At 67.8% G+C, this 20,625-nt stretch carries 28 protein-coding genes and 1 pseudogene; 25 read left to right on the forward strand and 4 right to left on the reverse strand.

The genetic code is table 11. The annotated features are described in order from the left end of the window. Positions 1 to 874 precede the first annotated feature (874 nt). Positions 875 to 1,351 carry a hypothetical protein gene (locus OG306_RS22890; protein WP_371665585.1) on the forward strand — a complete coding sequence of 159 codons (477 nt, stop codon included), beginning with the start codon at positions 875 to 877 and terminating at the stop codon, positions 1,349 to 1,351. 299 nt (positions 1,352 to 1,650) lie between these two features. Beyond that, positions 1,651 to 1,821, forward strand: coding sequence for a hypothetical protein (locus OG306_RS22895; protein WP_266747957.1), 171 nt, complete (start codon positions 1,651 to 1,653; stop codon positions 1,819 to 1,821). A gap of 44 nt (positions 1,822 to 1,865) precedes the next feature. Here OG306_RS22895 and OG306_RS22900 read toward each other — a convergent pair whose 3' ends face one another. From OG306_RS22900 to OG306_RS22915, 4 genes and pseudogenes are all read right to left on the reverse strand, one after another. Beyond that, positions 1,866 to 2,471: a response regulator transcription factor gene (locus tag OG306_RS22900; protein WP_266747958.1), complete on the reverse strand. Its 606-nt coding sequence runs from the start codon at positions 2,469 to 2,471 to the stop codon at positions 1,866 to 1,868. 49 nt (positions 2,472 to 2,520) lie between these two features. Continuing rightward, positions 2,521 to 4,560: a PIG-L family deacetylase gene (locus tag OG306_RS22905; protein WP_327259654.1), complete on the reverse strand. Its 2,040-nt coding sequence runs from the start codon at positions 4,558 to 4,560 to the stop codon at positions 2,521 to 2,523. A gap of 421 nt (positions 4,561 to 4,981) precedes the next feature. After that, positions 4,982 to 6,412 (reverse strand): annotated as a pseudogene (locus OG306_RS22910) (RNA repair domain-containing protein); the annotation flags it as partial. Then, a complete protein-coding gene (locus tag OG306_RS22915; protein ID WP_371665586.1) occupies positions 6,413 to 8,128 on the reverse strand; it encodes an RNA ligase family protein in 1,716 nt (571 codons plus the stop codon). A 512-nt stretch (positions 8,129 to 8,640) separates the two neighbouring features. On the opposite strand from OG306_RS22915, the gene rpsJ reads away from it, so the two are divergent. The 23 genes from rpsJ (at position 8,641) to OG306_RS23030 (ending at position 20,515) form a co-directional block, all read left to right on the forward strand. Next, on the forward strand, positions 8,641 to 8,949 hold the full coding sequence (gene rpsJ / locus OG306_RS22920; RefSeq protein ID WP_003948644.1) for a 30S ribosomal protein S10: 309 nt from the start codon (positions 8,641 to 8,643) through the stop codon (positions 8,947 to 8,949). A gap of 13 nt (positions 8,950 to 8,962) precedes the next feature. Next, complete coding sequence (rplC, locus tag OG306_RS22925; RefSeq protein WP_266747960.1) at positions 8,963 to 9,607, forward strand: 50S ribosomal protein L3; 645 nt, start codon at positions 8,963 to 8,965, stop codon at positions 9,605 to 9,607. A 4-nt stretch (positions 9,608 to 9,611) separates the two neighbouring features. Further along, complete coding sequence (rplD, locus tag OG306_RS22930) at positions 9,612 to 10,262, forward strand: 50S ribosomal protein L4 (protein ID WP_093540763.1); 651 nt, start codon at positions 9,612 to 9,614, stop codon at positions 10,260 to 10,262. Continuing rightward, positions 10,262 to 10,585, forward strand: a complete 324-nt coding sequence (gene rplW, locus OG306_RS22935; RefSeq protein WP_014154589.1) for a 50S ribosomal protein L23 — start codon at positions 10,262 to 10,264, stop codon at positions 10,583 to 10,585. The genes rplD and rplW overlap by 1 nt, the downstream gene beginning before the upstream one ends. 39 nt (positions 10,586 to 10,624) lie before the next feature. Beyond that, a complete protein-coding gene (rplB, locus tag OG306_RS22940) occupies positions 10,625 to 11,461 on the forward strand; it encodes a 50S ribosomal protein L2 (RefSeq protein WP_266747961.1) in 837 nt (278 codons plus the stop codon). 12 nt (positions 11,462 to 11,473) lie between these two features. After that, positions 11,474 to 11,755, forward strand: a complete 282-nt coding sequence (gene rpsS / locus OG306_RS22945) for a 30S ribosomal protein S19 (protein WP_023539342.1) — start codon at positions 11,474 to 11,476, stop codon at positions 11,753 to 11,755. Between the two features lie 42 nt (positions 11,756 to 11,797). After that, positions 11,798 to 12,145, forward strand: coding sequence for a 50S ribosomal protein L22 (gene rplV / locus OG306_RS22950; protein ID WP_056552397.1), 348 nt, complete (start codon positions 11,798 to 11,800; stop codon positions 12,143 to 12,145). Beyond that, on the forward strand, positions 12,145 to 12,981 hold the full coding sequence (gene rpsC, locus OG306_RS22955) for a 30S ribosomal protein S3 (protein WP_030914139.1): 837 nt from the start codon (positions 12,145 to 12,147) through the stop codon (positions 12,979 to 12,981). Before rplV ends, rpsC begins: the two co-directional genes overlap by 1 nt. A gap of 5 nt (positions 12,982 to 12,986) precedes the next feature. Next, positions 12,987 to 13,406: a 50S ribosomal protein L16 gene (gene rplP, locus OG306_RS22960; RefSeq protein WP_014047785.1), complete on the forward strand. Its 420-nt coding sequence runs from the start codon at positions 12,987 to 12,989 to the stop codon at positions 13,404 to 13,406. Beyond that, positions 13,406 to 13,630, forward strand: coding sequence for a 50S ribosomal protein L29 (gene rpmC / locus OG306_RS22965; protein ID WP_124716937.1), 225 nt, complete (start codon positions 13,406 to 13,408; stop codon positions 13,628 to 13,630). Before rplP ends, rpmC begins: the two co-directional genes overlap by 1 nt. Continuing rightward, entirely contained in the window at positions 13,630 to 13,914 is a 285-nt protein-coding gene (gene rpsQ, locus OG306_RS22970) for a 30S ribosomal protein S17 (protein WP_030977953.1), read from the forward strand. The genes rpmC and rpsQ overlap by 1 nt, the downstream gene beginning before the upstream one ends. A 107-nt stretch (positions 13,915 to 14,021) precedes the next feature. Further along, a complete protein-coding gene (gene rplN / locus OG306_RS22975; RefSeq protein WP_003966950.1) occupies positions 14,022 to 14,390 on the forward strand; it encodes a 50S ribosomal protein L14 in 369 nt (122 codons plus the stop codon). Between the two features lie 2 nt (positions 14,391 to 14,392). Continuing rightward, positions 14,393 to 14,716 (forward strand): 50S ribosomal protein L24, encoded by a 324-nt coding sequence (rplX, locus tag OG306_RS22980; RefSeq protein WP_003966949.1) that lies wholly within the window; start codon positions 14,393 to 14,395, stop codon positions 14,714 to 14,716. Beyond that, positions 14,716 to 15,273, forward strand: coding sequence for a 50S ribosomal protein L5 (gene rplE / locus OG306_RS22985; RefSeq protein ID WP_093897251.1), 558 nt, complete (start codon positions 14,716 to 14,718; stop codon positions 15,271 to 15,273). The genes rplX and rplE overlap by 1 nt, the downstream gene beginning before the upstream one ends. Before the next feature lie 2 nt (positions 15,274 to 15,275). After that, positions 15,276 to 15,461, forward strand: coding sequence for a type Z 30S ribosomal protein S14 (locus tag OG306_RS22990; protein WP_024491590.1), 186 nt, complete (start codon positions 15,276 to 15,278; stop codon positions 15,459 to 15,461). 224 nt (positions 15,462 to 15,685) lie between these two features. Next, the gene (rpsH, locus tag OG306_RS22995) at positions 15,686 to 16,084 is read left to right on the forward strand and encodes a 30S ribosomal protein S8 (protein WP_030351444.1); all 399 of its coding nucleotides are present in this window, start codon (positions 15,686 to 15,688) and stop codon (positions 16,082 to 16,084) included. A gap of 21 nt (positions 16,085 to 16,105) precedes the next feature. Beyond that, positions 16,106 to 16,645 (forward strand): 50S ribosomal protein L6, encoded by a 540-nt coding sequence (gene rplF, locus OG306_RS23000; protein ID WP_266747962.1) that lies wholly within the window; start codon positions 16,106 to 16,108, stop codon positions 16,643 to 16,645. 2 nt (positions 16,646 to 16,647) lie between these two features. Further along, complete coding sequence (rplR, locus tag OG306_RS23005; protein WP_093540756.1) at positions 16,648 to 17,031, forward strand: 50S ribosomal protein L18; 384 nt, start codon at positions 16,648 to 16,650, stop codon at positions 17,029 to 17,031. Positions 17,032 to 17,078: 47 nt separating this feature from the next. Further along, positions 17,079 to 17,684: a 30S ribosomal protein S5 gene (gene rpsE / locus OG306_RS23010; RefSeq protein WP_030977962.1), complete on the forward strand. Its 606-nt coding sequence runs from the start codon at positions 17,079 to 17,081 to the stop codon at positions 17,682 to 17,684. Then, on the forward strand, positions 17,684 to 17,866 hold the full coding sequence (rpmD, locus tag OG306_RS23015) for a 50S ribosomal protein L30 (RefSeq protein ID WP_018550611.1): 183 nt from the start codon (positions 17,684 to 17,686) through the stop codon (positions 17,864 to 17,866). The genes rpsE and rpmD overlap by 1 nt, the downstream gene beginning before the upstream one ends. A gap of 1 nt (position 17,867) precedes the next feature. Further along, positions 17,868 to 18,323 (forward strand): 50S ribosomal protein L15, encoded by a 456-nt coding sequence (rplO, locus tag OG306_RS23020; RefSeq protein WP_018550610.1) that lies wholly within the window; start codon positions 17,868 to 17,870, stop codon positions 18,321 to 18,323. A gap of 216 nt (positions 18,324 to 18,539) precedes the next feature. Beyond that, on the forward strand, positions 18,540 to 19,859 hold the full coding sequence (secY, locus tag OG306_RS23025) for a preprotein translocase subunit SecY (protein ID WP_266747963.1): 1,320 nt from the start codon (positions 18,540 to 18,542) through the stop codon (positions 19,857 to 19,859). Next, positions 19,859 to 20,515 (forward strand): adenylate kinase, encoded by a 657-nt coding sequence (locus OG306_RS23030; protein ID WP_266747964.1) that lies wholly within the window; start codon positions 19,859 to 19,861, stop codon positions 20,513 to 20,515. The genes secY and OG306_RS23030 overlap by 1 nt, the downstream gene beginning before the upstream one ends. The last annotated feature ends 110 nt before the right edge of the window (positions 20,516 to 20,625 follow it).

Raw genomic sequence — 20,625 nt, forward strand, 5'->3', positions numbered from 1 at the left:
TGTGCCAGGCAGTGAAGGAAGGATTTGAGGAAAGCGTGGGCAACGACGACAGGAACATGAAAAATCGAGTGGCTTTCTGCCTGGCGTACATATGGATGCTACTCGTCGGGGCTGCCGGCGCGACGGCGACACAGTCAGGAGGCTTCGTCGATCATCTTTGGGGGTATGTTTCACGCACCTCGACCATCATTGTTTCGATAGTTGTACTTCTTTACGCCGCCCTGGCTCCAGTGGTGGGACCTGTATTCATCTCGCTGGGCGCGAGCGTGAGACCTACCGGAAAATGGTCCCGCTTTACAGCTGGAATTTATATTCTGGGACTAACTGGTCTTTGCGTCCTTGGATCCGGTCTCCTGCAGGGGAACGGAGACATGATCAGCAGGGTCGGAGCCGTTGGTCTTTTTTTCGTCACACCTGGATGCTTGGTTGTGGCCGTATTGACTGCCGCCTACTGTGCATGGTCCCCGGTGGTCTGGCCGACTGGCGCATTCATTCGCTGGTTGACCGCAAGATCGCACGGGCGGCATGCCAGGCCTCGCGGCCCTGAAAAGAGTTCTCAGTAGTCACTCACCAGAGCGAGTCAGGATTCCGTCTGCCGTCGCTACACGGGATATCGCGGGCCAAGCGGTACGTGTACCTGAGCCTGTGGAGAAACCATGGGTGACCTTGTCGAGCTGTTACTCCGTGTGCAGAAGGGGCTTGCCCGAGTGACGCCCAGCACCATCGCCGTCGGACGCCCGTCCTTGCCGACCTGGAGCGCGGGCCCGTCCTTCGCTTACTACGCCGCGTTCGTCGGAACACACCCCAACCCCGGTCCTGCGCCACACCGGTTGACAATTCGCGATCACAAACGAAAGCGGCGAGGGCTGCAAGAATGCAGGAAATCCCATACCCGAGGTTCGTCCTTGACAGGGCTGCCAGTTCAGCACTTCGCTTGTGGATGCCATCGGTCGGCGTATTCGCGACATCGATCACGACGAACCGTGGTGCCCTGGAATGGATCGGAAAGATACCTCTCTGGAATCTTGCCTTGATCTTGGTATTTGTGATTCACCCAATGTTTCAGGCGGGAAATCCGCTGCGTGCCGAGGCGGCGAGAGCAGGGAAACTCACTCGCACGAGGCGTCTGGGCGTGCTCGTCGCCCTTGCCGCAGTAAACGTCGCACTGCTGTTCATCCTGGGAGTGGCATTCGGAAGCAGTGGAGGATTCAGCGAGCGCTTGGACAGCTACACCTCGTTCTTCATAACGCCGGGTTTCATATTTCTTAACGTTCTCCTCGCCGTCTACAGCTTCGCTGCTCTGCGACCCCCTTTCGCGGAGAGGGACGCGACGTTCCGTCGCCCCAGGTAGCATGCCGGGGCTCTTGTGTGCGGTCTCGGGTCACCGACCGCCGTGGCCGCCCCGCAGCCACGGCGGTCGGATCGGACACCGTCTTGGGTGGCTGGCACCCGCGCATCTCGGGCCAGGCGGGCTGGAGTTGCACGCCGTACGAGGTGGGGAGCCACACCCGGGTCCGTCCGGCCTGCAGGAGGGTGACTGGTCACTGATATGGGGCCTGCTGGAAGTGGCCCTCGCTGTCGCGATCTCGGTGGGCGCGGTCGGTGAGGTCTGGGAGGGGCTGAAGCGGAGGCGCGGGAGAATAAAAAGCGATGAAGGTATCTGATCTGCTCATCCTCATCGGCATCCTGGCTGCTGGTGCTGCGCTGGCCCTCCTGCTCGGAGGCGGAATTGTCAGCCAGGCGGTGATGGCATTGGCCGTCGGCGGAGGCGGTGCATTCATCGGCACCAGAATCAAGAACCGGAGGGAAGCCTCAAAGTAGTACCTGTGCGGGTACCGGGTACCGCGAGTGTCCGGACACGGACGTCATATCCATCCGTGCCGCTCCCCGATGCGCACCGCGTCCACGAGGGTGCGCGCGTGGAGTTTCCCCGCGGCGAGGGAGAGGTGGTTGCGGACGGTGCGTATGGACAGGAACAGCTCGGCCGCCGTCTCGGCGGCGCCCATGCCCTGGGCGGCCAGTCGGAGGATCTCGGTTTCGCGTGGGGTGAGGGGAGAGGCGCCGGCGTGGCGTTCCTCGGCGAGCAGACCGGAGTCGTACACCGTGCCGCCCGCCGCCACCGTGCGGATCGCGGCCAGTACCTGCCCGGCCGAGGCCGACTTCAGCAGGTAGCCGGCGGCGCCCGCTTCCCTGGCCGCCCGCAGATGCCCTGGCCGGTCGAGCACGGTCAGGATGAGCGTTCGGCACGACGGCAGTAACCCGGCGAGCTGACGTGCCGTGGTGATGCCGTCCTGGCCGGGCATGGCGACATCCAGCACCGCCACGTCGGGCCGGGCGGCCAGCGCGGTGGCGAGGACCTCGTCCCCGCGGGCTGCCTGGGCCACGACCTCGATACCGGGATCGCGCGCCAGCACGGAGACCAGTCCCTCCCGTACGACCGTCATGTCCTCGGCGATCAGTACCTTGATCATGATCAGAGGATGACAGCCGCTGCCCCTGGGCATGTGCCCACCCGCGTTGTCAGGCCTGCTGGGGGCGCCAGAGCCAGGGCAGGGCGTCGGGGCCCAGGGCCACCGCCGTCGGCCGCCCGTCCTTCCCGACGTGCAGTGCGGGCCCGTCCAGCGCCACCGGGCCGCGCTTGCGTACGGAGATCCCTTGGGCGGTACGGAGCTGGACCAGGCCCTTCTCGGTGCGGCCGAGCAGCACCGGACCGCCCGGCGACCCCATGGCGGACACCGGCCCGTACCCAGGGAAGCCCACCCGGTCCTCGATCAGCCGCCCGTAGCCGTCGATGCCGGTCTCCGCCGCCGTCTCCCCGGTCCGTACGGTCGTCAGAGCGGCCTTCGCCGCCGCGCGGTAGAACAGCTCGACGGTCCCGTCCGCCCCGGGCAGTGCGGCCGGGCCGTCCCCGGGCACCGGCACCCCGCTGATCCGGGTGCGCGCGGTGACCGGGTCGCCCGGCGCGTCCTGCGTCCAGTGATGCACCGCGAACCGGCCCGCCGCGAAGACATGGACGCACCCGGCGCCGTCCACCACGGCACTCAGCCCGTCCTGGATCTCGCCGCCGCCTGTGTCCCGCCACCCGCTCCACCGCCCCGCCGTGTCCCGCACCCGGGTGCTGAGGCCCTGCTCCGCGTTCCGTACGAAGAGGTGGACCTGCCCGTCGGGGGCGGCGATCGCGACCGGGACGCCGATCCGGCGTCCGCCGTCGTGATCCCGCACCGGGTTGCCCAGCCCCTGCCAGACACGGAAGCCACCGCCGGGGGAGCGCTGCTCCAGCACGACGATCTCGCGCTCGTTGTCCGCCCCGCGCCCGCCGAGCGCGGCGAACCGCAGCCCGAAGAGCAACTGCCGCCCGTCCGGCAGGGTCGCGCAGCCCAGGACCGATGCGAGCGGACCGCCGCCGAGGTCGTCCGGGGAGTCCCACGTCGCGCTGCCCGGCGCGCTCTCACGCCAGCGGACCGCCCGCAGCCCCAGCACCCCGTACGCGACGAGCCGGCCGTCCGGGTCGGTGGCAACGGCCGGGCGGGGACCCGGGTAGCGGTAATGGGTGGACCTTACCCAGCCCTTCCGGTTGGTCAGCGGCCGGTTGCCGCCGACGCCGTAGTCGCCGCAGCCCGCGGCGTTGCCGCAGTGCCAGTCGGCCGAACCCCCGTACGCCACCAGGAGCGACGCCTTCTCCGCCAGCACGGCGGGCGGCAGGTTCTTGGGCCAGTGCCGGTTGTAGTAGCCGCGGAACGCCGTGGTGGCGAAGCGCGGCACCCCGTCGCCGCCGCGGGTGGCCAGCGCCACCCAGCGGATCAGCGCCGTCCAGGTGAACAGCGCGGTCGCGGTGTGGTCGGGATGGTCGGAGTAGCCCTTCTGCTCGCTGTCCCGTCGCCGGACGAGCTCACTGCTGTGCTGGATGTCGGGGTCCGGGTCCATGGTGTGCACGATGCTGGGCCGGTACCGGTCGAACAGCCCGACCAGGACGTCGATCAGTCCGTCGTACGTGTACGAGCCCACCTGCTGCAGCGGCGAGTTCTCGGCGACGACGGTGGGCAGGACGAGCCGCCGGTCCTGCCAGAGACTGGGCAGCCCGAGACGCCCGTACGTGGTGTGCATGGCGGTGTTGATGAAGATCAGCTCGACCTTGCGGCCGGCGTTGCCGAGGCGGTTGATCTCGGCCCGGTGGTTGCCCCGCAGAGTGATGACGGACTTCTGCCATGGCGCGAACCGGCCGAGTCCGAGCAGCGTCGCGTACGCCTGGCGGAGCCCCTGGTGACGGGAGGAGGAGTACGCGGCCTTGTCGGGGGTGGGCAGGGGGCGGCCGGGCATGCGATTGATGCCGGTGGCCTCGCCGCCGGTCAGATAGACGCAGACCAGCGGGGTCCCGCCGTAGAAGGCCTGCTGGGTGTCCGGGTTCATGAAGTACAGGTCGTCGTCCGGGTGGGCGAGGATCTGCATCATCAGGGCCGGGTGCGAGGAGCTGATCGGCAGGCCGGGCATCGGGTCCGCGGTGGGGTCGCGGCGGCGGGGCGAGGCCGGTGCGGTGCAGGCACTGAGGGCGGCCAGGCTCATCGCCCCGGCCGCCGCCGTCAACAGGGTGCGCCGCGGCACTCCCGTGCGAGATGCGCGCAGCGCAGGTTCGTCCGTCACACCGTGCTCCGTCCACTTGCCCCGCAGCGGGCGGCTGTGCGGCCCTGCGTTGCGTGCCGAATCCGTGCAGACGGCGGGGGTCGAGCCGCTGCTGCGGGGGGATAGACGGAGATTGCCCGGGCCGGTTGCCTGGGTTTCTACGGGTGCGCGACAAGAACCCGCACGGCCTAGCGGGCGGGCGTACGCACCATGAACACGCGGATCGGGTCACGCCGTTCGTGACGCGCGCGGGCCGACCTGCCCCGGAGCACGGCCGGGCGAACGGTCCGTTCCGTCACCGCAGCTCCGGTACCCCGCCCCGGTCCGTCCGGCGCAGACCCGCTTCCGGGATGCCGTGCAGCAGCCGGGCCACCGCCTCGGCCGGGAGGAGAGCGCCCGTCGCCACGGTCACCAGGTCCACCCCGAGTCTGCCGAGCGAGAAGCGCAGCCCCGGTACGCGGGCACCGGTCACCTCGCGCAGACCGACGGCGCCGGGCAGGGCGGCGGCCAGCCGCTCCCGTACCCGCGGCAGATCCCCGTCACCGGGCAGCGCCGCGACCAGGTCCACATCGGCGCCGGGCAGCGCTCAGCCCATCTGCCGCGAACCGGTCAGGTGGACGCGGCCCTCGGGCAGGGCGGCGGCCACCCGGCGTACGAGATCCGCCGCCGCGGCGCCGTCGTCCTCCGCCTCCGCCCCGGCCAGCTCCACCCGTACCCCGAAGTGGTCCGAGACGTACAGCCCGTCCGGCGTGGCCACCTCGCCCAGCAGCACCGCCGACACGGGCCGCAGCCGCTCCGAGCGGATCAGCACCCGGTCCAGCCGGGACACCCGCCCCGTCAGCGAGGAGACGGCGGCCAGCGGGTTGACGGACGGGTCGAAGGTCGGCGTCCGGTCGTCCGCGCCGTGCACCAGGCTCCAGGCGTCCGGCATCCCCAGCCGGTCCTGGGGGGTGTCACCGCCGTCGTTGAAGTCGCCGAGCAGCGCCACATCGCCCTCGATCGCGGCCAACCCCGCTGCCAGATCGGTCAGTTCGGCATCGCGCCGGGCGGCACCGTCCGGCGAATGGTCGCTGCTGAGGTGGGTGACCGCGACCGTGAACGGCCCTTCCGCGGTCTCCACGACCACGGCGGCGACCGCCTTGTGCGGGCCGAGGACATGCAGGCCCGCCTCCCGTACGGGGAGCCTGCTGAGCAGCAGCAGACCGCAGTCCGCGACATCCCGGCCGGCCGGACCGGCCCAGAAGGTATAGCTCTCGCGGACCGATGGCGTCGACAACAACAGGCCGAGCAGGGCGGGTTCGGCCTCCTGGAGGGCGATGACATCCGCGTCCGCCGCACGCAGGGCGTCGAGGAGGAGGGGCCGGCGCCGGGCGGTGTCGATGCGGTCGCTGTCGTAGCGGTCCCAGAGGGTGTTCCAGGTCAGCAGCGTCAGGGCCGCGGGGGGCGCTGTCGGCGGCAGGTCCTGCGGTACGGGCGTCCAGGTGGCCTCCGGCGCAAAGAACGCGTGCGGTGTACGGGAGACGAAGTACGGGGACGGCAGCCGGCGCGGGACACGTACCCGCCCGGCGTCCGTCGCGTCGATCCGGTCCACGCCCGAGGACCGGTCCCACACCACCTCACCGTCCGCCTCGAAGAACAGCACCCGGTGCCAGGGAATCTCCCCGCCGGGCGTGAACCGGTGCAGCGGCACCCGCTCGGGCACGGTCCCGCGCTGCGCCACGCCCATCACGAAGCGCGCCGGGTCGAACCGGGCGTCCCAGCGGACCCGGTGGTAGATCTCCTCGCTGGTACGCATCTACGCCCTGTCCTCCACGGTTCCGCTCGCGCCGATGTACCAGGTGCGATGCGCCTGACCGGGATACGGGGGCACGACCCGGTGCAGCTGCGAGGCCAGCACTTCCGGGGGCACCGGGTGGGTGCGGCGCTCGTTGCGGCGGAGCAGCTCCGCCTCGCCGACCAGGGCGACCGCGTGGGTGAGCAGCGCGTCCCTGCGCCGGGCGACCGCGTGCACCAGGGAGCGCTGGTGCGCGTTGAGCGAGGTCGCGTCCCAGACGACGGTGCCGCCCGCGGCGAGCGCCGCGTCCAGCCGGCCGAGCCCCTCGCGCAACACCTCACCGTTGGCCTTCTGGTCGGCGCGCGATCCCCGGGCGAGGCGCAGATCGTCGAGCGAGAGGTACGTGTCGACGCCCGGCAGTCCGCGCGCGAAGGTGCTCTTGCCGCTGCCGGACGGGCCCACCAGATGCACCAGGCGCGGGAACTTCCCGGTGCGCCACCGCCACGTCGCGGCGACGGCCTCCTCGGCGGTGGCGACCCGGCCCTGGGCGTACGCCTCCCGGGCCTGCGCCCAGCAGCGGTCGGCGGCGGCCGGCTCCAGGTCCGCGAACGCCTCGCGCAGCCCGCCCGGTTCCCGTACGTCCGCCGCGTGCAGCGCCGACCACTCCACCTGTTCGCGCGCCCCGTCGGTCTCCGCGACCGCCGCGGCCAGCGCGTGCAGCAGCGGCAGATCGGCGGCGAACGACAACCGGACGAGGCCGGTCCGGCGCCCCTCGTCCGGGTACGGGCGGTGCAGCGCGGGGTGCAGTCCGACGAGATCCGCGACGCGGCGCGCGAGCGGCATCCCCAGCGCCCCCGCCAGCGCGGGCGCCAGTCCGGTGCGGCGGGACCGGTGCAGCAGCGCGGCCAGCACCCCGGTCAGCCGGTCGTCACCCGTCCGGCCCAAGCTGTCGAGTCCATCACCCATCGCGGCGGCGGCCCCGGCGGCCCCGGCGGCCCCGGCGGCCCCGGCGGCCCCGGCGGCCCCGGCGTCCCCCGCCGTCGTCCCCGTCGCTTCGGCGAGCGCCGCCGCGTCGACCCGCGCCCCGGACCGTACGGCCCACAGGGCGGCGGCCGGGCCGAGCCCGTTCTCCACCACGGCGGCGTGCATCCAGTGGGTGCTCGTCCGTACATGGCCGGGCCGCACCCACTTCGCCACCACCCGCCCGAACTCCGGTGCGCCGAAGCCGTCCACCGGCCGGACGACGTAACCCTCCTGCCGGCCGGTGTCCGGCTTCAGCGTCCGCAGCGCCTTCTCGGCCCGCGCGTCGAACACCCCGCGCCACAGCACCGGCGCCGCCGGTATCCCCAGACCGCGCAGGAACACCACGGTCCGGTCCCAGCCCAGGCAGCGCTCGCCGTCCCAGACGGAGAAGCCGTAGAAGTAGCCCTCCAGGCGGTCGTACGGGATCGAATGGCGCGCGAACATGTTCTCCCCGCACACCCGCCACCCTGCGGGGATACGGGTCGCGATCCGGCCCTGGAGCGCCTTCACCCAGCCCCGCGAGGGGTGGTGGGCGGAATCGAGCGAGCGGGCGTGGAGGCCGTCGGCGTAGAGCGTGGTGTTCTCGCCGTCCAGCTTCTCGGTGACGACGACCTCGCGGCCGGTCAGCGCGGAGAGGTCCGCGATCCGTACGTCGTCCGAGGTGGCCCCCGGGGACCAGGGCAGATGTGCGGTGCGCGGATAGTGCGTACGCATGATGTGAAGCCCCTGATGACGACGGCGTGCCCGGCCGGTCACTGTAGGGGCGGGGGTGCGGGACGCTCGAACGAATTACCGGGAGAACGGCGTCCGGCACGGCTCCGGATGCGCGCCTGCGTTTGACCAACGGAACGCGCGGGGTAAGATCCTCCGCCCGATTGGCCAGGCTCGCGCCCCGTATGGCACACTGACCAGGTTGCTCGGTTGAGTGCCAATGCTGCGCGCCTCCCGCCGGGAGGACCGGAAGCGAGTCCCACAGTACTCGTCGACCCCCTGCGGGTCGGACGTACGGGAATCTTCCGGGAAGCGTCAGTGGGGCACCGGCCAGGCACCCGGTGGGTGTTCCGCCCCCGGTCTCGCGGTCCTCGGGCCCGCACCCCCTTGGTTGGGAAATCCTTCGGGAGATCTGCGTAGAGGGGATGCGACACGCCCGACCGCGTGGGTCGGAGACGGAGTTACCAGAGCCCTCGGGTTCCAGAGCGTTACGAGAGACAGGACTACTAGTAGCCATGGCGGGACAGAAGATCCGCATCCGGCTCAAGGCCTACGACCACGAGGTCATCGACTCCTCGGCGAAGAAGATCGTCGAGACGGTGACCCGCACTGGTGCGTCGGTCGCGGGCCCGGTGCCGCTGCCCACTGAGAAGAACGTGTACTGCGTCATCAAGTCGCCGCACAAGTACAAGGACTCGCGCGAGCACTTCGAGATGCGCACGCACAAGCGCCTCATCGACATCCTCGACCCCACGCCGAAGACGGTTGACTCGCTGATGCGTCTCGACCTGCCGGCAGGCGTCGACATCGAGATCAAGCTCTGAGGTGACGCGCGAGATGGCTAAGAACATTAAGGGCGTCCTGGGCGAGAAGCTCGGCATGACCCAGGTCTGGGACGAGAACAACCGGGTCGTCCCGGTGACCGTCGTCAAGGCCGGGCCCTGTGTCGTCACCCAGGTCCGCACCAACGACCGCGACGGTTACGAGTCGGTTCAGCTCGCCTTCGGCGAGATCGACCCGCGCAAGGTGAACAAGCCCCTCAAGGGCCACTTCGCCAAGGCCGACGTGACCCCGCGCCGCCACCTGGTGGAGCTCCGCACCCCTGACGCCGGCGAGTACACGCTGGGCCAGGAGGTCACCGCCGAGGTGTTCGAGTCCGGCGTCAAGGTCGACGTCACGGGCAAGAGCAAGGGCAAGGGCTTCGCCGGTGTCATGAAGCGTCACAACTTCAAGGGCGGCAAGGCGTCCCACGGTGCCCACCGTGTGCACCGCATGCCCGGCTCCATCGGTGGCTGTGCCACCCCCGGCCGTGTCTTCAAGGGCATGCGCATGGCGGGTCGCATGGGCAACGAGCGTGTCACCACCCAGAACCTGACCATCCACGCGGTTGACGCGGAGAAGGGTCTGCTCCTCATCAAGGGCGCGGTCCCCGGTCCGAACGGCGGCCTCGTCCTGGTCCGTACCGCGGCCAAGGGGGCTTGAGGTAATGAGCACCATTGACATCCTTTCGCCGGCAGGCGACAAGGCCGGTACCGTCGAGCTCCCCGCGGAGATCTTCGACGCCAAGACCAGCGTTCCGCTGATCCACCAGGTCGTTGTCGCGCAGCTGGCAGCTGCCCGTCAGGGCACGCACAAGACCAAGACCCGCGGCGAAGTCCGTGGCGGTGGCCGCAAGCCGTACCGCCAGAAGGGCACCGGCCGCGCGCGCCAGGGTTCGACCCGTGCGCCGCAGTTCGCCGGCGGTGGCGTCGTCCACGGCCCGCAGCCGCGTGACTACTCGCAGCGGACCCCGAAGAAGATGAAGGCCGCCGCCCTGCGCGGTGCCCTCTCGGACCGGGCCCGTCACTCCCGTATCCACGTCGTCACCGGCGTGGTCGACGGTGCGGTGTCCACGAAGGCCGCCAAGACGCTGTTCGGCAAGATCTCGGAGCGCAAGAACCTGCTCCTGGTCGTCGACCGCGCCGACGAGGCCGCGTGGCTGTCCGCCCGCAACCTGCCCCAGGTGCACATCCTGGAGCCGGGCCAGCTGAACACGTACGACGTGATCGTCTCTGACGACGTGGTCTTCACCCAGGCCGCCTTCGAGTCCTTCGTGTCTGGCCCCCAGACCGCTGAGACCGAAGGGAGCGACGCCTGATGAGCGAGGCGACCGTTACCAGCAAGACCTACTCGGACCCGCGCGACGTTCTCGTCAAGCCGGTTGTTTCCGAGAAGAGCTACGCGCTGCTCGACGAGAACAAGTACACGTTCATCGTCGCGCCCGGCTCCAACAAGACCCAGATCAAGCAGGCCGTGGAAGCGGTCTTCTCGGTCAAGGTCACCGGGGTCAACACGATCAACCGGCAGGGTAAGCGCAAGCGCACCAAGACCGGTTTCGGCAAGCGCGCTGACACCAAGCGCGCCATCGTGACCCTCGCCGAGGGCGACCGTATCGACATCTTCGGCGGCCCGACCTCCTGACGGAGGTCGAGTCGTCCGGAATCGGACGAGGACTGAGAAATGGGTATCCGCAAGTACAAGCCGACGACCCCGGGCCGTCGTGGCTCCAGCGTCGCCGACTTTGTCGAGATCACGCGGTCCACGCCGGAGAAGTCGCTGGTCCGCCCCCTGCACAGCAAGGGCGGCCGTAACAACGCCGGTCGGATCACCGTTCGCCACCAGGGTGGCGGACACAAGCGCGCCTACCGCGTGATCGACTTCCGTCGTCACGACAAGGACGGCGTGCCGGCCAAGGTCGCGCACATCGAGTACGACCCCAACCGCACCGCGCGCATCGCGCTCCTGCACTACGCGGACGGCGAGAAGCGCTACATCATCGCGCCGCGTGGCCTGACGCAGGGCGACCGTGTCGAGAACGGCCCGGCCGCCGACATCAAGCCCGGCAACAACCTGGCGCTGCGCAACATCCCGGTCGGTACGACCATCCACGCCATCGAGCTGCGGCCCGGCGGCGGCGCGAAGTTCGCCCGTTCCGCGGGTGCCTCCGTGCAGCTGCTGGCGAAGGAGGGCACCATGGCCCACCTTCGTATGCCGTCGGGTGAGATCCGCCTGGTCGACGCCCGCTGCCGCGCCACGATCGGCGAGGTCGGCAACGCCGAGCAGTCGAACATCAACTGGGGCAAGGCCGGTCGCATGCGCTGGAAGGGCGTTCGCCCGTCCGTCCGCGGTGTTGCGATGAACCCGGTCGACCACCCGCACGGTGGTGGTGAAGGCAAGACCTCCGGTGGACGTCACCCGGTCTCGCCGTGGGGTCAGAAGGAGGGTCGTACTCGCTCGTCGAAGAAGGCATCGAGCAAGTACATCGTCCGCCGCCGCAAGACGAACAAGAAGCGCTAGGAGCGGGTTTAGATGCCGCGCAGTCTCAAGAAGGGGCCCTTCGTCGACGGCCACCTCATCAAGAAGGTGGACGTACAGAACGAGGCAGGCACCAAGAACGTCATCAAGACCTGGTCCCGTCGCTCGATGATCATCCCGGCCATGCTGGGTCACACCATCGCGGTGCACAACGGCAAGATCCACGTCCCGGTGTTCGTCACCGAGTCGATGGTCGGCCACAAGCTCGGCGAGTTCTCGCCGACTCGCACCTTCCGCGGCCACGTCAAGGACGACCGGAAGTCGAAGCGCCGCTAGCGCGGGGTGGAAACGACTATGACTCACACCGAAGGGACAACCATGGAAGCCAGGGCCCAGGCGCGGTACATCCGCGTCACGCCCATGAAGGCCCGCCGCGTGGTGGACCTCATCCGTGGCATGGATGCCACGGAGGCTCAGGCGGTCCTGCGTTTCGCCCCGCAGGCCGCGAGCGTGCCGGTTGGCAAGGTGCTGGACAGCGCCATTGCCAACGCTGCACACAACTACGACCACACCGACGCCTCTTCGCTGGTCATCAGCGAGGCGTTCGTGGACGAGGGTCCGACCCTGAAGCGGTTCCGTCCGCGTGCTCAGGGCCGTGCCTACCGGATCCGTAAGCGGACCAGCCACATCACCGTGGTCGTCAGCAGCAAGGAAGGAACCCGGTAATGGGCCAGAAGGTTAACCCGCATGGGTTCCGGCTCGGCATTACCACGGACTTCAAGTCCCGTTGGTACGCCGACAAGCTGTACAAGGACTACGTCAAGGAAGACGTTGCCATTCGTCGCATGATGACGAAGGGCATGGAGCGGGCCGGCATCTCGAAGGTCGAGATCGAGCGCACCCGCGACCGCGTCCGCGTTGACATCCACACCGCCCGCCCGGGCATCGTCATCGGCCGCCGTGGCGCCGAGGCCGACCGCATCCGTGGCGAGCTGGAGAAGCTGACCGGCAAGCAGGTCCAGCTGAACATCCTCGAGGTCAAGAACCCCGAGGTGGACGCTCAGCTGGTGGCCCAGGCCGTCGCCGAGCAGCTCTCCTCCCGCGTCTCCTTCCGTCGTGCCATGCGCAAGAGCATGCAGAGCTCGATGAAGGCCGGCGCCAAGGGCATCAAGATCCAGTGCGGTGGCCGCCTCGGCGGCGCCGAGATGTCCCGCTCGGAGTTCTACCGCGAGGGCCGTGTGCCCCTGCACACGCTCCGCGCGAACGTCGACTACGGCTTCTTCGAGGCCAAGACGACCTTCGGCCGCATCGGTGTGAAGGTCTGGATCTACAAGGGCGACGTCAAGAACATCGCCGAGGTCCGCGCCGAGAACGCTGCTGCCCGCGCAGGCAACCGCCCGGCCCGTGGCGGCGCTGACCGCCCGGCCGGCCGTGGTGGCCGCGGTGGCGAGCGTGGCGGTCGCGGTCGCAAGCCGCAGCAGTCCGCGCCGGCAGCCGAGGCCCCCAAGGCCGAGGCTCCCGCCGCCGCTGCTCCGGCTGAGAGCACCGGAACGGAGGCCTGACCGAAATGCTGATCCCCCGTAGGGTCAAGCACCGCAAGCAGCACCACCCGAAGCGCAGCGGTATGTCCAAGGGTGGCACGCAGGTTGCGTTCGGCGAGTACGGCATCCAGGCGCTGACCCCGGCGTACGTGACGAACCGCCAGATCGAGGCAGCTCGTATCGCGATGACCCGCCACATCAAGCGTGGCGGCAAGGTCTGGATCAACATCTACCCGGACCGTCCCCTGACGAAGAAGCCGGCCGAGACCCGCATGGGTTCCGGTAAGGGTTCTCCCGAGTGGTGGATCGCGAACGTCAAGCCGGGTCGGGTGATGTTCGAGCTGTCCTACCCGAACGAGAAGATTGCTCGTGAGGCGCTTACCCGCGCTGCTCACAAGCTTCCGATGAAGTGCCGGATCGTTCGGCGCGAGGCAGGTGAGTCGTGATGTCGGCCGGTACCAAGGCGTCCGAGCTGCGCGAACTGGGCGGCGAGGAGCTCCTCAACAAGCTCCGCGAGGCCAAGGAAGAGCTGTTCAATCTCCGCTTCCAGGCGGCGACGGGCCAGCTCGAGAACCACGGTCGGCTCAAGTCCGTCCGTAAGGACATCGCCCGGATCTACACCCTGATGCGCGAGCGCGAGCTGGGCATCGAGACGGTGGAGAGCGCCTGATGAGCGAGAAGACTGTGACTGAGACGAACACCGACCGCGGTTTCCGCAAGACCCGTGAGGGTCTGGTCGTCAGCGACAAGATGGACAAGACCGTCGTCGTCGCTGTCGAGGACCGTGTCAAGCACGCGCTGTACGGCAAGGTCATCCGCCGTACGAACAAGCTCAAGGCGCACGACGAGCAGAACGCCGCAGGCGTCGGCGACCGCGTTCTCCTGATGGAGACCCGGCCGCTGTCCGCCACGAAGCGGTGGCGCGTCGTCGAGATCCTCGAGAAGGCCAAGTAATTCCTGAGGGGCATTCCCCGCAGGCAGGTTCCGCCAGGCTCGGTGGGGGTCCGCTCCGGTAACGGAGTGGCCCCCGCCGGGAACCGGCAGACGATCAGGAGATAGACGTGATCCAGCAGGAGTCGCGACTTCGCGTCGCCGACAACACGGGTGCGAAGGAAATCCTCACCATCCGTGTTCTCGGTGGTTCGGGTCGCCGCTACGCGGGCATCGGTGACGTCATCGTCGCCACCGTCAAGGACGCGATCCCCGGTGGCAACGTGAAGAAGGGTGACGTCGTCAAGGCCGTCATCGTTCGCACCGTCAAGGAGCGTCGCCGTCAGGACGGCTCGTACATCCGCTTCGACGAGAACGCCGCCGTCATTCTGAAGAACGACGGCGACCCCCGCGGCACCCGTATCTTCGGCCCGGTGGGCCGTGAGCTGCGCGAGAAGAAGTTCATGAAGATCATCTCGCTCGCGCCGGAGGTGCTGTAAGCATGAAGATCAAGAAGGGCGACCTGGTTCAGGTCATCACCGGTAAGGACAAGGGCAAGCAGGGCAAGGTCATCGTGGCCTACCCCGCTCAGGACCGCGTCCTCGTCGAGGGTGTCAACCGGGTCAAGAAGCACACCAAGGCCGGTCAGACCGCTCGCGGTTCGCAGACCGGTGGCATCGTCACGACCGAGGCCCCCATCCACGTGAGCAACGTTCAGCTCGTCGTGGAGAAGGACGGCAACAAGGTCGTCACGCGCGTCGGTTACCGCTTCGACGACGAAGGCAACAAGATCCGCGTTGCCAAGCGGACGGGTGAGGACATCTGATGGCTACCACCACCACTCCGCGTCTGAAGACGAAGTACCGCGAGGAAATCGCCGGCAAGCTGCGTGAGGAGTTCTCGTTCGAGAACGTCATGCAGATCCCCGGTCTGGTCAAGATCGTGGTCAACATGGGTGTGGGCGACGCCGCCCGCGACTCCAAGCTGATCGACGGCGCCGTGCGCGACCTCACCACGATCACCGGCCAGAAGCCGGCCGTCACCAAGGCCCGCAAGTCCATCGCGCAGTTCAAGCTGCGCGAGGGCCAGCCGATCGGCTGCCACGTCACCCTCCGTGGTGACCGGATGTGGGAGTTCCTGGACCGTACGCTGTCGCTCGCGCTGCCGCGTATCCGTGACTTCCGTGGCCTGTCGCCGAAGCAGTTCGACGGCCGTGGCAACTACACCTTCGGTCTCACGGAGCAGGTCATGTTCCACGAGATCGACCAGGACAAGATCGACCGGGTCCGGGGCATGGACATCACCGTGGTCACCACGGCGACCAATGACGACGAGGGTCGTGCCCTCCTTCGTCACCTCGGCTTCCCGTTCAAGGAGAACTGACCGTGGCGAAGAAGTCTCTGATCGCTAAGGCCGCCCGTAAGCCGAAGTTCGGCGTTCGCGGGTACACCCGCTGCCAGCGCTGCGGCCGGCCCCACTCCGTCTACCGCAAGTTCGGCCTGTGCCGCGTGTGCCTTCGTGAGATGGCTCACCGTGGCGAGCTGCCGGGCGTGACCAAGAGCTCCTGGTAATTCTCCTTCGCCCTCTGGGCGTTGGGAATTGACGGAAGCTCTCGGTAAGCATCTGGTCGGCAGGAGTCCGCCCTCACATGCCGTAGGCTTGTGGGGTTGGGCGCCTGCCGCCCTAGACCGACTTACTACGCCGTAGGTCCCCGCACCGCACCCGTCCCGCCACTGAGTGGGGAGAGGGATGGCGCATACAGGAAACCCCGGCGAGAGAGGCCGAAGGCCAATTCATGACCATGACTGATCCCATCGCAGACATGCTCACGCGTCTGCGTAACGCGAACTCGGCGTACCACGACGACGTCGTGATGCCGCACAGCAAGATCAAGTCGCACATCGCGGAGATCCTCCAGCAGGAGGGCTTCATCACCGGCTGGAAGGTCGAGGATGCCGAGGTCGGCAAGAACCTCGTCCTCGAGCTGAAGTTCGGCCCGAACCGCGAGCGCTCGATCGCCGGCATCAAGCGAATCTCGAAGCCGGGTCTGCGTGTATACGCAAAGTCCACCAACCTGCCGAAGGTCCTCGGCGGCCTGGGCGTGGCGATCATCTCCACGTCCCACGGTCTCCTGACCGGCCAGCAGGCCAGCAAGAAGGGCGTAGGTGGGGAAGTCCTCGCCTACGTCTGGTAGTCGGGAACGGAGGAATAGCTCATGTCGCGAATCGGCAAGCTCCCCATCCAGGTTCCCGCCGGTGTGGACGTCACCATCGATGGCCGCACGGTCGCGGTGAAGGGCCCCAAGGGCACCCTCACGCACACCGTCGCGTCGCCGATCGAGGTCACCAAGGGTGAGGACGGCTTCCTCAGCGTCACCCGCCCGAACGACGAGCGTCAGAACAAGGCCCTCCACGGCCTGTCCCGCACGCTGGTGGCGAACATGATCACCGGTGTGACCCAGGGATACACCAAGGCGCTCGAGATCAGTGGTGTCGGTTACCGCGTCCAGGCGAAGGGCTCCAACCTGGAGTTCGCCCTGGGCTACAGCCACCCGATCCTGATCGAGGCCCCGGAGGGCATCACCTTCAAGGTGGAGTCCCCCACGAAGTTCTCCGTCGAGGGCATCGACAAGCAGAAGGTCGGCGAGACCGCGGCCAAGATCCGCAAGTTGCGGAAGCCTGACCCGTACAAGGCCAAGGGCGTCAAGTACGCCGGCGAGGTCATCCGCCGCAAGGTCGGAAAGGCTGGTAAGTAGCCATGGCATACGGCGTAAAGATCGCCAAGGGCGACGCCTACAAGCGTGCCGCCCTCAAGCGTCGCCACATCCGCGTCCGCAAGCACATCTCCGGTTCGCCGGAGCGTCCGCGCTTGGTCGTGACGCGGTCCAACCGCCACATGGTCGCTCAGGTCATCGACGACATCGCGGGCCACACGCTCGCGTCGGCGTCGACCCTGGACGTCTCCATCCGTGGTGGCGAGGGCGACAAGAGCACCCAGGCCAAGCAGGTCGGCGCCCTGGTCGCTGAGCGTGCCAAGGCCGCAGGCGTCGAGGCCGTCGTGTTTGACCGCGGTGGTAACCAGTACGCCGGGCGGATTGCCGCTCTGGCTGACGCCGCCCGTGAAGCCGGGCTGAAGTTCTAAGCCCCGGTTCCTACGCACAGCGGACGTAACAGAGAGAGGTAAATCCAATGGCTGGACCCCAGCGCCGCGGAAGCGGTGCCGGTGGCGGCGAGCGGCGGGACCGGAAGGGCCGTGACGGCGGCGCAGCTGCCGCCGAGAAGACCGCGTACGTTGAGCGCGTTGTCGCGATCAACCGCGTCGCCAAGGTTGTGAAGGGTGGTCGTCGCTTCAGCTTCACCGCGCTGGTCGTGGTGGGCGATGGTGACGGCACCGTCGGTGTCGGTTACGGCAAGGCCAAGGAAGTTCCCGCGGCCATCGCCAAGGGCGTGGAAGAAGCCAAGAAGAACTTCTTCAAGGTTCCGCGCATTCAGGGCACCATCCCTCACCCGATCACGGGCGAGCGGGCCGCGGGTGTCGTGCTGCTGAAGCCGGCTTCCCCCGGTACCGGTGTTATCGCCGGTGGCCCGGTGCGCGCCGTTCTGGAGTGCGCCGGCGTTCACGACATCCTGTCGAAGTCGCTTGGCTCGTCCAACGCGATCAACATCGTGCACGCGACCGTGGCGGCCCTCAAGGGCCTGCAGCGTCCCGAGGAGATCGCGGCCCGCCGCGGTCTGCCCCTTGAGGACGTCGCCCCCGCGGCTCTGCTTCGTGCACGTGCGGGAGCGGGTGCGTAATGGCTCGCCTCAAGATCACGCAGACGAAGTCGTACATCGGTAGCAAGCAGAACCACCGCGACACCCTTCGTTCGCTCGGGCTCAAGCGCCTGCACGACGTGGTTGTCAAGGAGGACCGCCCCGAGTTCCGCGGAATGGTGCACACCGTCCGCCACCTCGTGACGGTTGAGGAGGTCGACTGACATGGCGGAGAACAAGCCGCTGAAGGCCCATGACCTCCGGCCCGCCCCGGGCGCCAAGACCGCCAAGACCCGTGTGGGTCGTGGTGAGGCGTCCAAGGGTAAGACCGCCGGTCGTGGCACCAAGGGCACCAAGGCCCGTTACCAGGTTCCGGAGCGCTTCGAGGGTGGGCAGATGCCCCTCCACATGCGTCTCCCGAAGCTCAAGGGCTTCAAGAACCCGTTCCGCACCGAGTACCAGGTCGTGAACCTGGACAAGCTCGCGACGCTCTACCCCGAGGGTGGAGAGGTCACCGTGGCCGACCTGGTCGCCAAGGGTGCGGTGCGCAACAACCACCTCGTCAAGGTCCTCGGACAGGGCGAGATCTCCGTGGCGCTGCAGGTTTCGGTTGACGCCGTCTCCGGCTCCGCCAAGGAGAAGATTGCCGCTGCCGGCGGCACCGTCACCGAGCTCGTCTGAGACAACTCGATGGCCTGAACATCCGACCGGGGATGCCCTCTCATATGGGGCATCCCCGGTTGGTCGTTCCTAGGGAGGCATGGTCGCCGGTAAGGTGGCGTGCGTTGTTGTGTGGTAACCCCCTGGGCACCCGCCCGGGGACCTTTGACTGTTACGTATTCGTCGATCCTCAAGACCGTCACCTCTACGCTTTGCGCGGGGGTCGCAGGAGGCACCGTGCTCACCGCGTTCGCCCGGGCGTTCAAGACGCCCGACCTGCGCAAGAAGCTGCTCTTCACGCTCGGCATCATCGTGCTCTACCGGCTCGGGGCACACATCCCGGTACCGGGAGTGAGCTACGAGAACGTCCAGACCTGTGTTGACCAGGCCAGCAAGGGCAACAACAGCCTCTTCGGCCTGGTGAACATGTTCAGCGGTGGTGCACTGCTGCAGATCACGATCTTCGCGCTCGGCATCATGCCGTACATCACGGCCAGCATCATTCTTCAGCTGCTGACCGTGGTGATTCCCCGACTAGAGGCGCTCAAGAAGGAGGGGCAGTCCGGCCAGGCCAAGATCACGCAGTACACGCGTTATCTGACCGTCGCGCTCGCCATCCTTCAGGGCACCGGCCTGGTGGCGACCGCCACCAGCGGCGCGCTGTTCAGCGGCTGCCCGGTCGCCGACCAGATCGTGCCGAACCAGTCGATCTTCACGACCATCGTCATGGTCGTCACGATGACCGCGGGTACCGCGGCCGTCATGTGGCTCGGTGAGCTCATCACCGACCGTGGCATCGGCAACGGCATGTCGATTCTGATGTTCATCTCGATCGCCGCCAGCTTCCCCGGCGCCCTGTGGGCCATCAAGACCAGCGGCAAGCTGGCCGACGGCTGGATCGAGTTCGGCACCGTCATCCTGATCGGCTTCGTGATGGTGGGCCTCGTCGTCTTCGTCGAGCAGGCCCAGCGCCGTATTCCGGTGCAGTACGCGAAGCGCATGATCGGCCGCAGGTCGTACGGCGGTACCTCGACGTACATTCCGCTGAAGGTGAATCAGGCGGGTGTGATTCCCGTCATCTTCGCTTCTTCGCTGCTCTACATTCCGGCCCTGATCGTCCAGTTCTCCAACTCCACCGCGGGTTGGGCCACCTGGATCAAGGACAACTTCGTCAAGGGCGACCATCCGTACTACATCACGGCGTACTTCCTGTTGATCGTCTTCTTCGCCTTCTTCTACGTGGCGATTTCGTTCAACCCCGAGGAAGTCGCCGACAACATGAAGAAGTATGGTGGCTTCATCCCGGGTATCCGGGCCGGTCGACCTACTGCCGAGTATCTGAGCTACGTGCTCAACAGGATCACTTGGCCGGGCTCGCTGTACCTGGGTCTGATCGCTCTTGTGCCGACGATGGCGTTGGCAGGCTTCGGTGGCGCCAACCAGAACTTCCCCTTCGGCGGAACAAGCATCCTCATCATCGTGGGTGTGGGTCTGGAGACCGTGAAGCAGATCGAGAGTCAGCTCCAGCAGCGCAATTACGAAGGGTTCCTCCGCTGATGAGAATCGTCCTCGTCGGGCCGCCCGGTGCCGGCAAGGGAACGCAGGCTGCGTACCTTGCCAAGAACCTGTCGATTCCGCAGATCTCCACGGGCGATCTCTTCCGCGCCAACATCAGCCAGGGCACCGACCTTGGCAAGCAGGCTCGCGCCTACATGGACGCGGGGCAGTTGGTACCGGACGAGGTCACCATCGGTATGGCCAAGGACCGCATGTCCCAGCCCGACGCCGAGAACGGCTTCCTGCTGGACGGCTTCCCGCGCAATGTGGGTCAGGCCGAGGCCCTTGACGCCATGCTGAAGGACGAGGGCACCAAGCTGGACGCGGTCCTGGACCTGGAGGTCCCCGAGGACGAGGTGGTCAAGCGCATCGCCGGCCGCCGGATCTGCCGGAACGACGGCTCCCACGTCTTCCACGTGACGTACAACCCGCCGAAGACCGAGGGTGTCTGCGACACCTGCGGCGGCGAGCTGTACCAGCGCGACGACGACAGCGAGGACACGGTTCGTACCCGGCTGGAGGTCTACCACACGCAGACCGAGCCGATCATCGACTACTACAGGGCCCAGAACCTGGTGGTCACCATCTCCGCGCTCGGCAAGGTCAGCGATGTGACCGAGCGGGCGATGGAGGCTCTCAAGTCCGACCAGGGCTGAGCGCAACACCCGCAGTACTTGTGCAGTCGGCCGCGGCGTCCATGGGCGCCGCGGCCGACTGTTTGCGCCGTATCGTTGGGTACGCCGCAGTCACCGTTCGATGCAGTCCG

This window comes from Streptomyces sp. NBC_01241 (assembly GCF_041435435.1).
GTDB lineage: Bacteria > Actinomycetota > Actinomycetes > Streptomycetales > Streptomycetaceae > Streptomyces.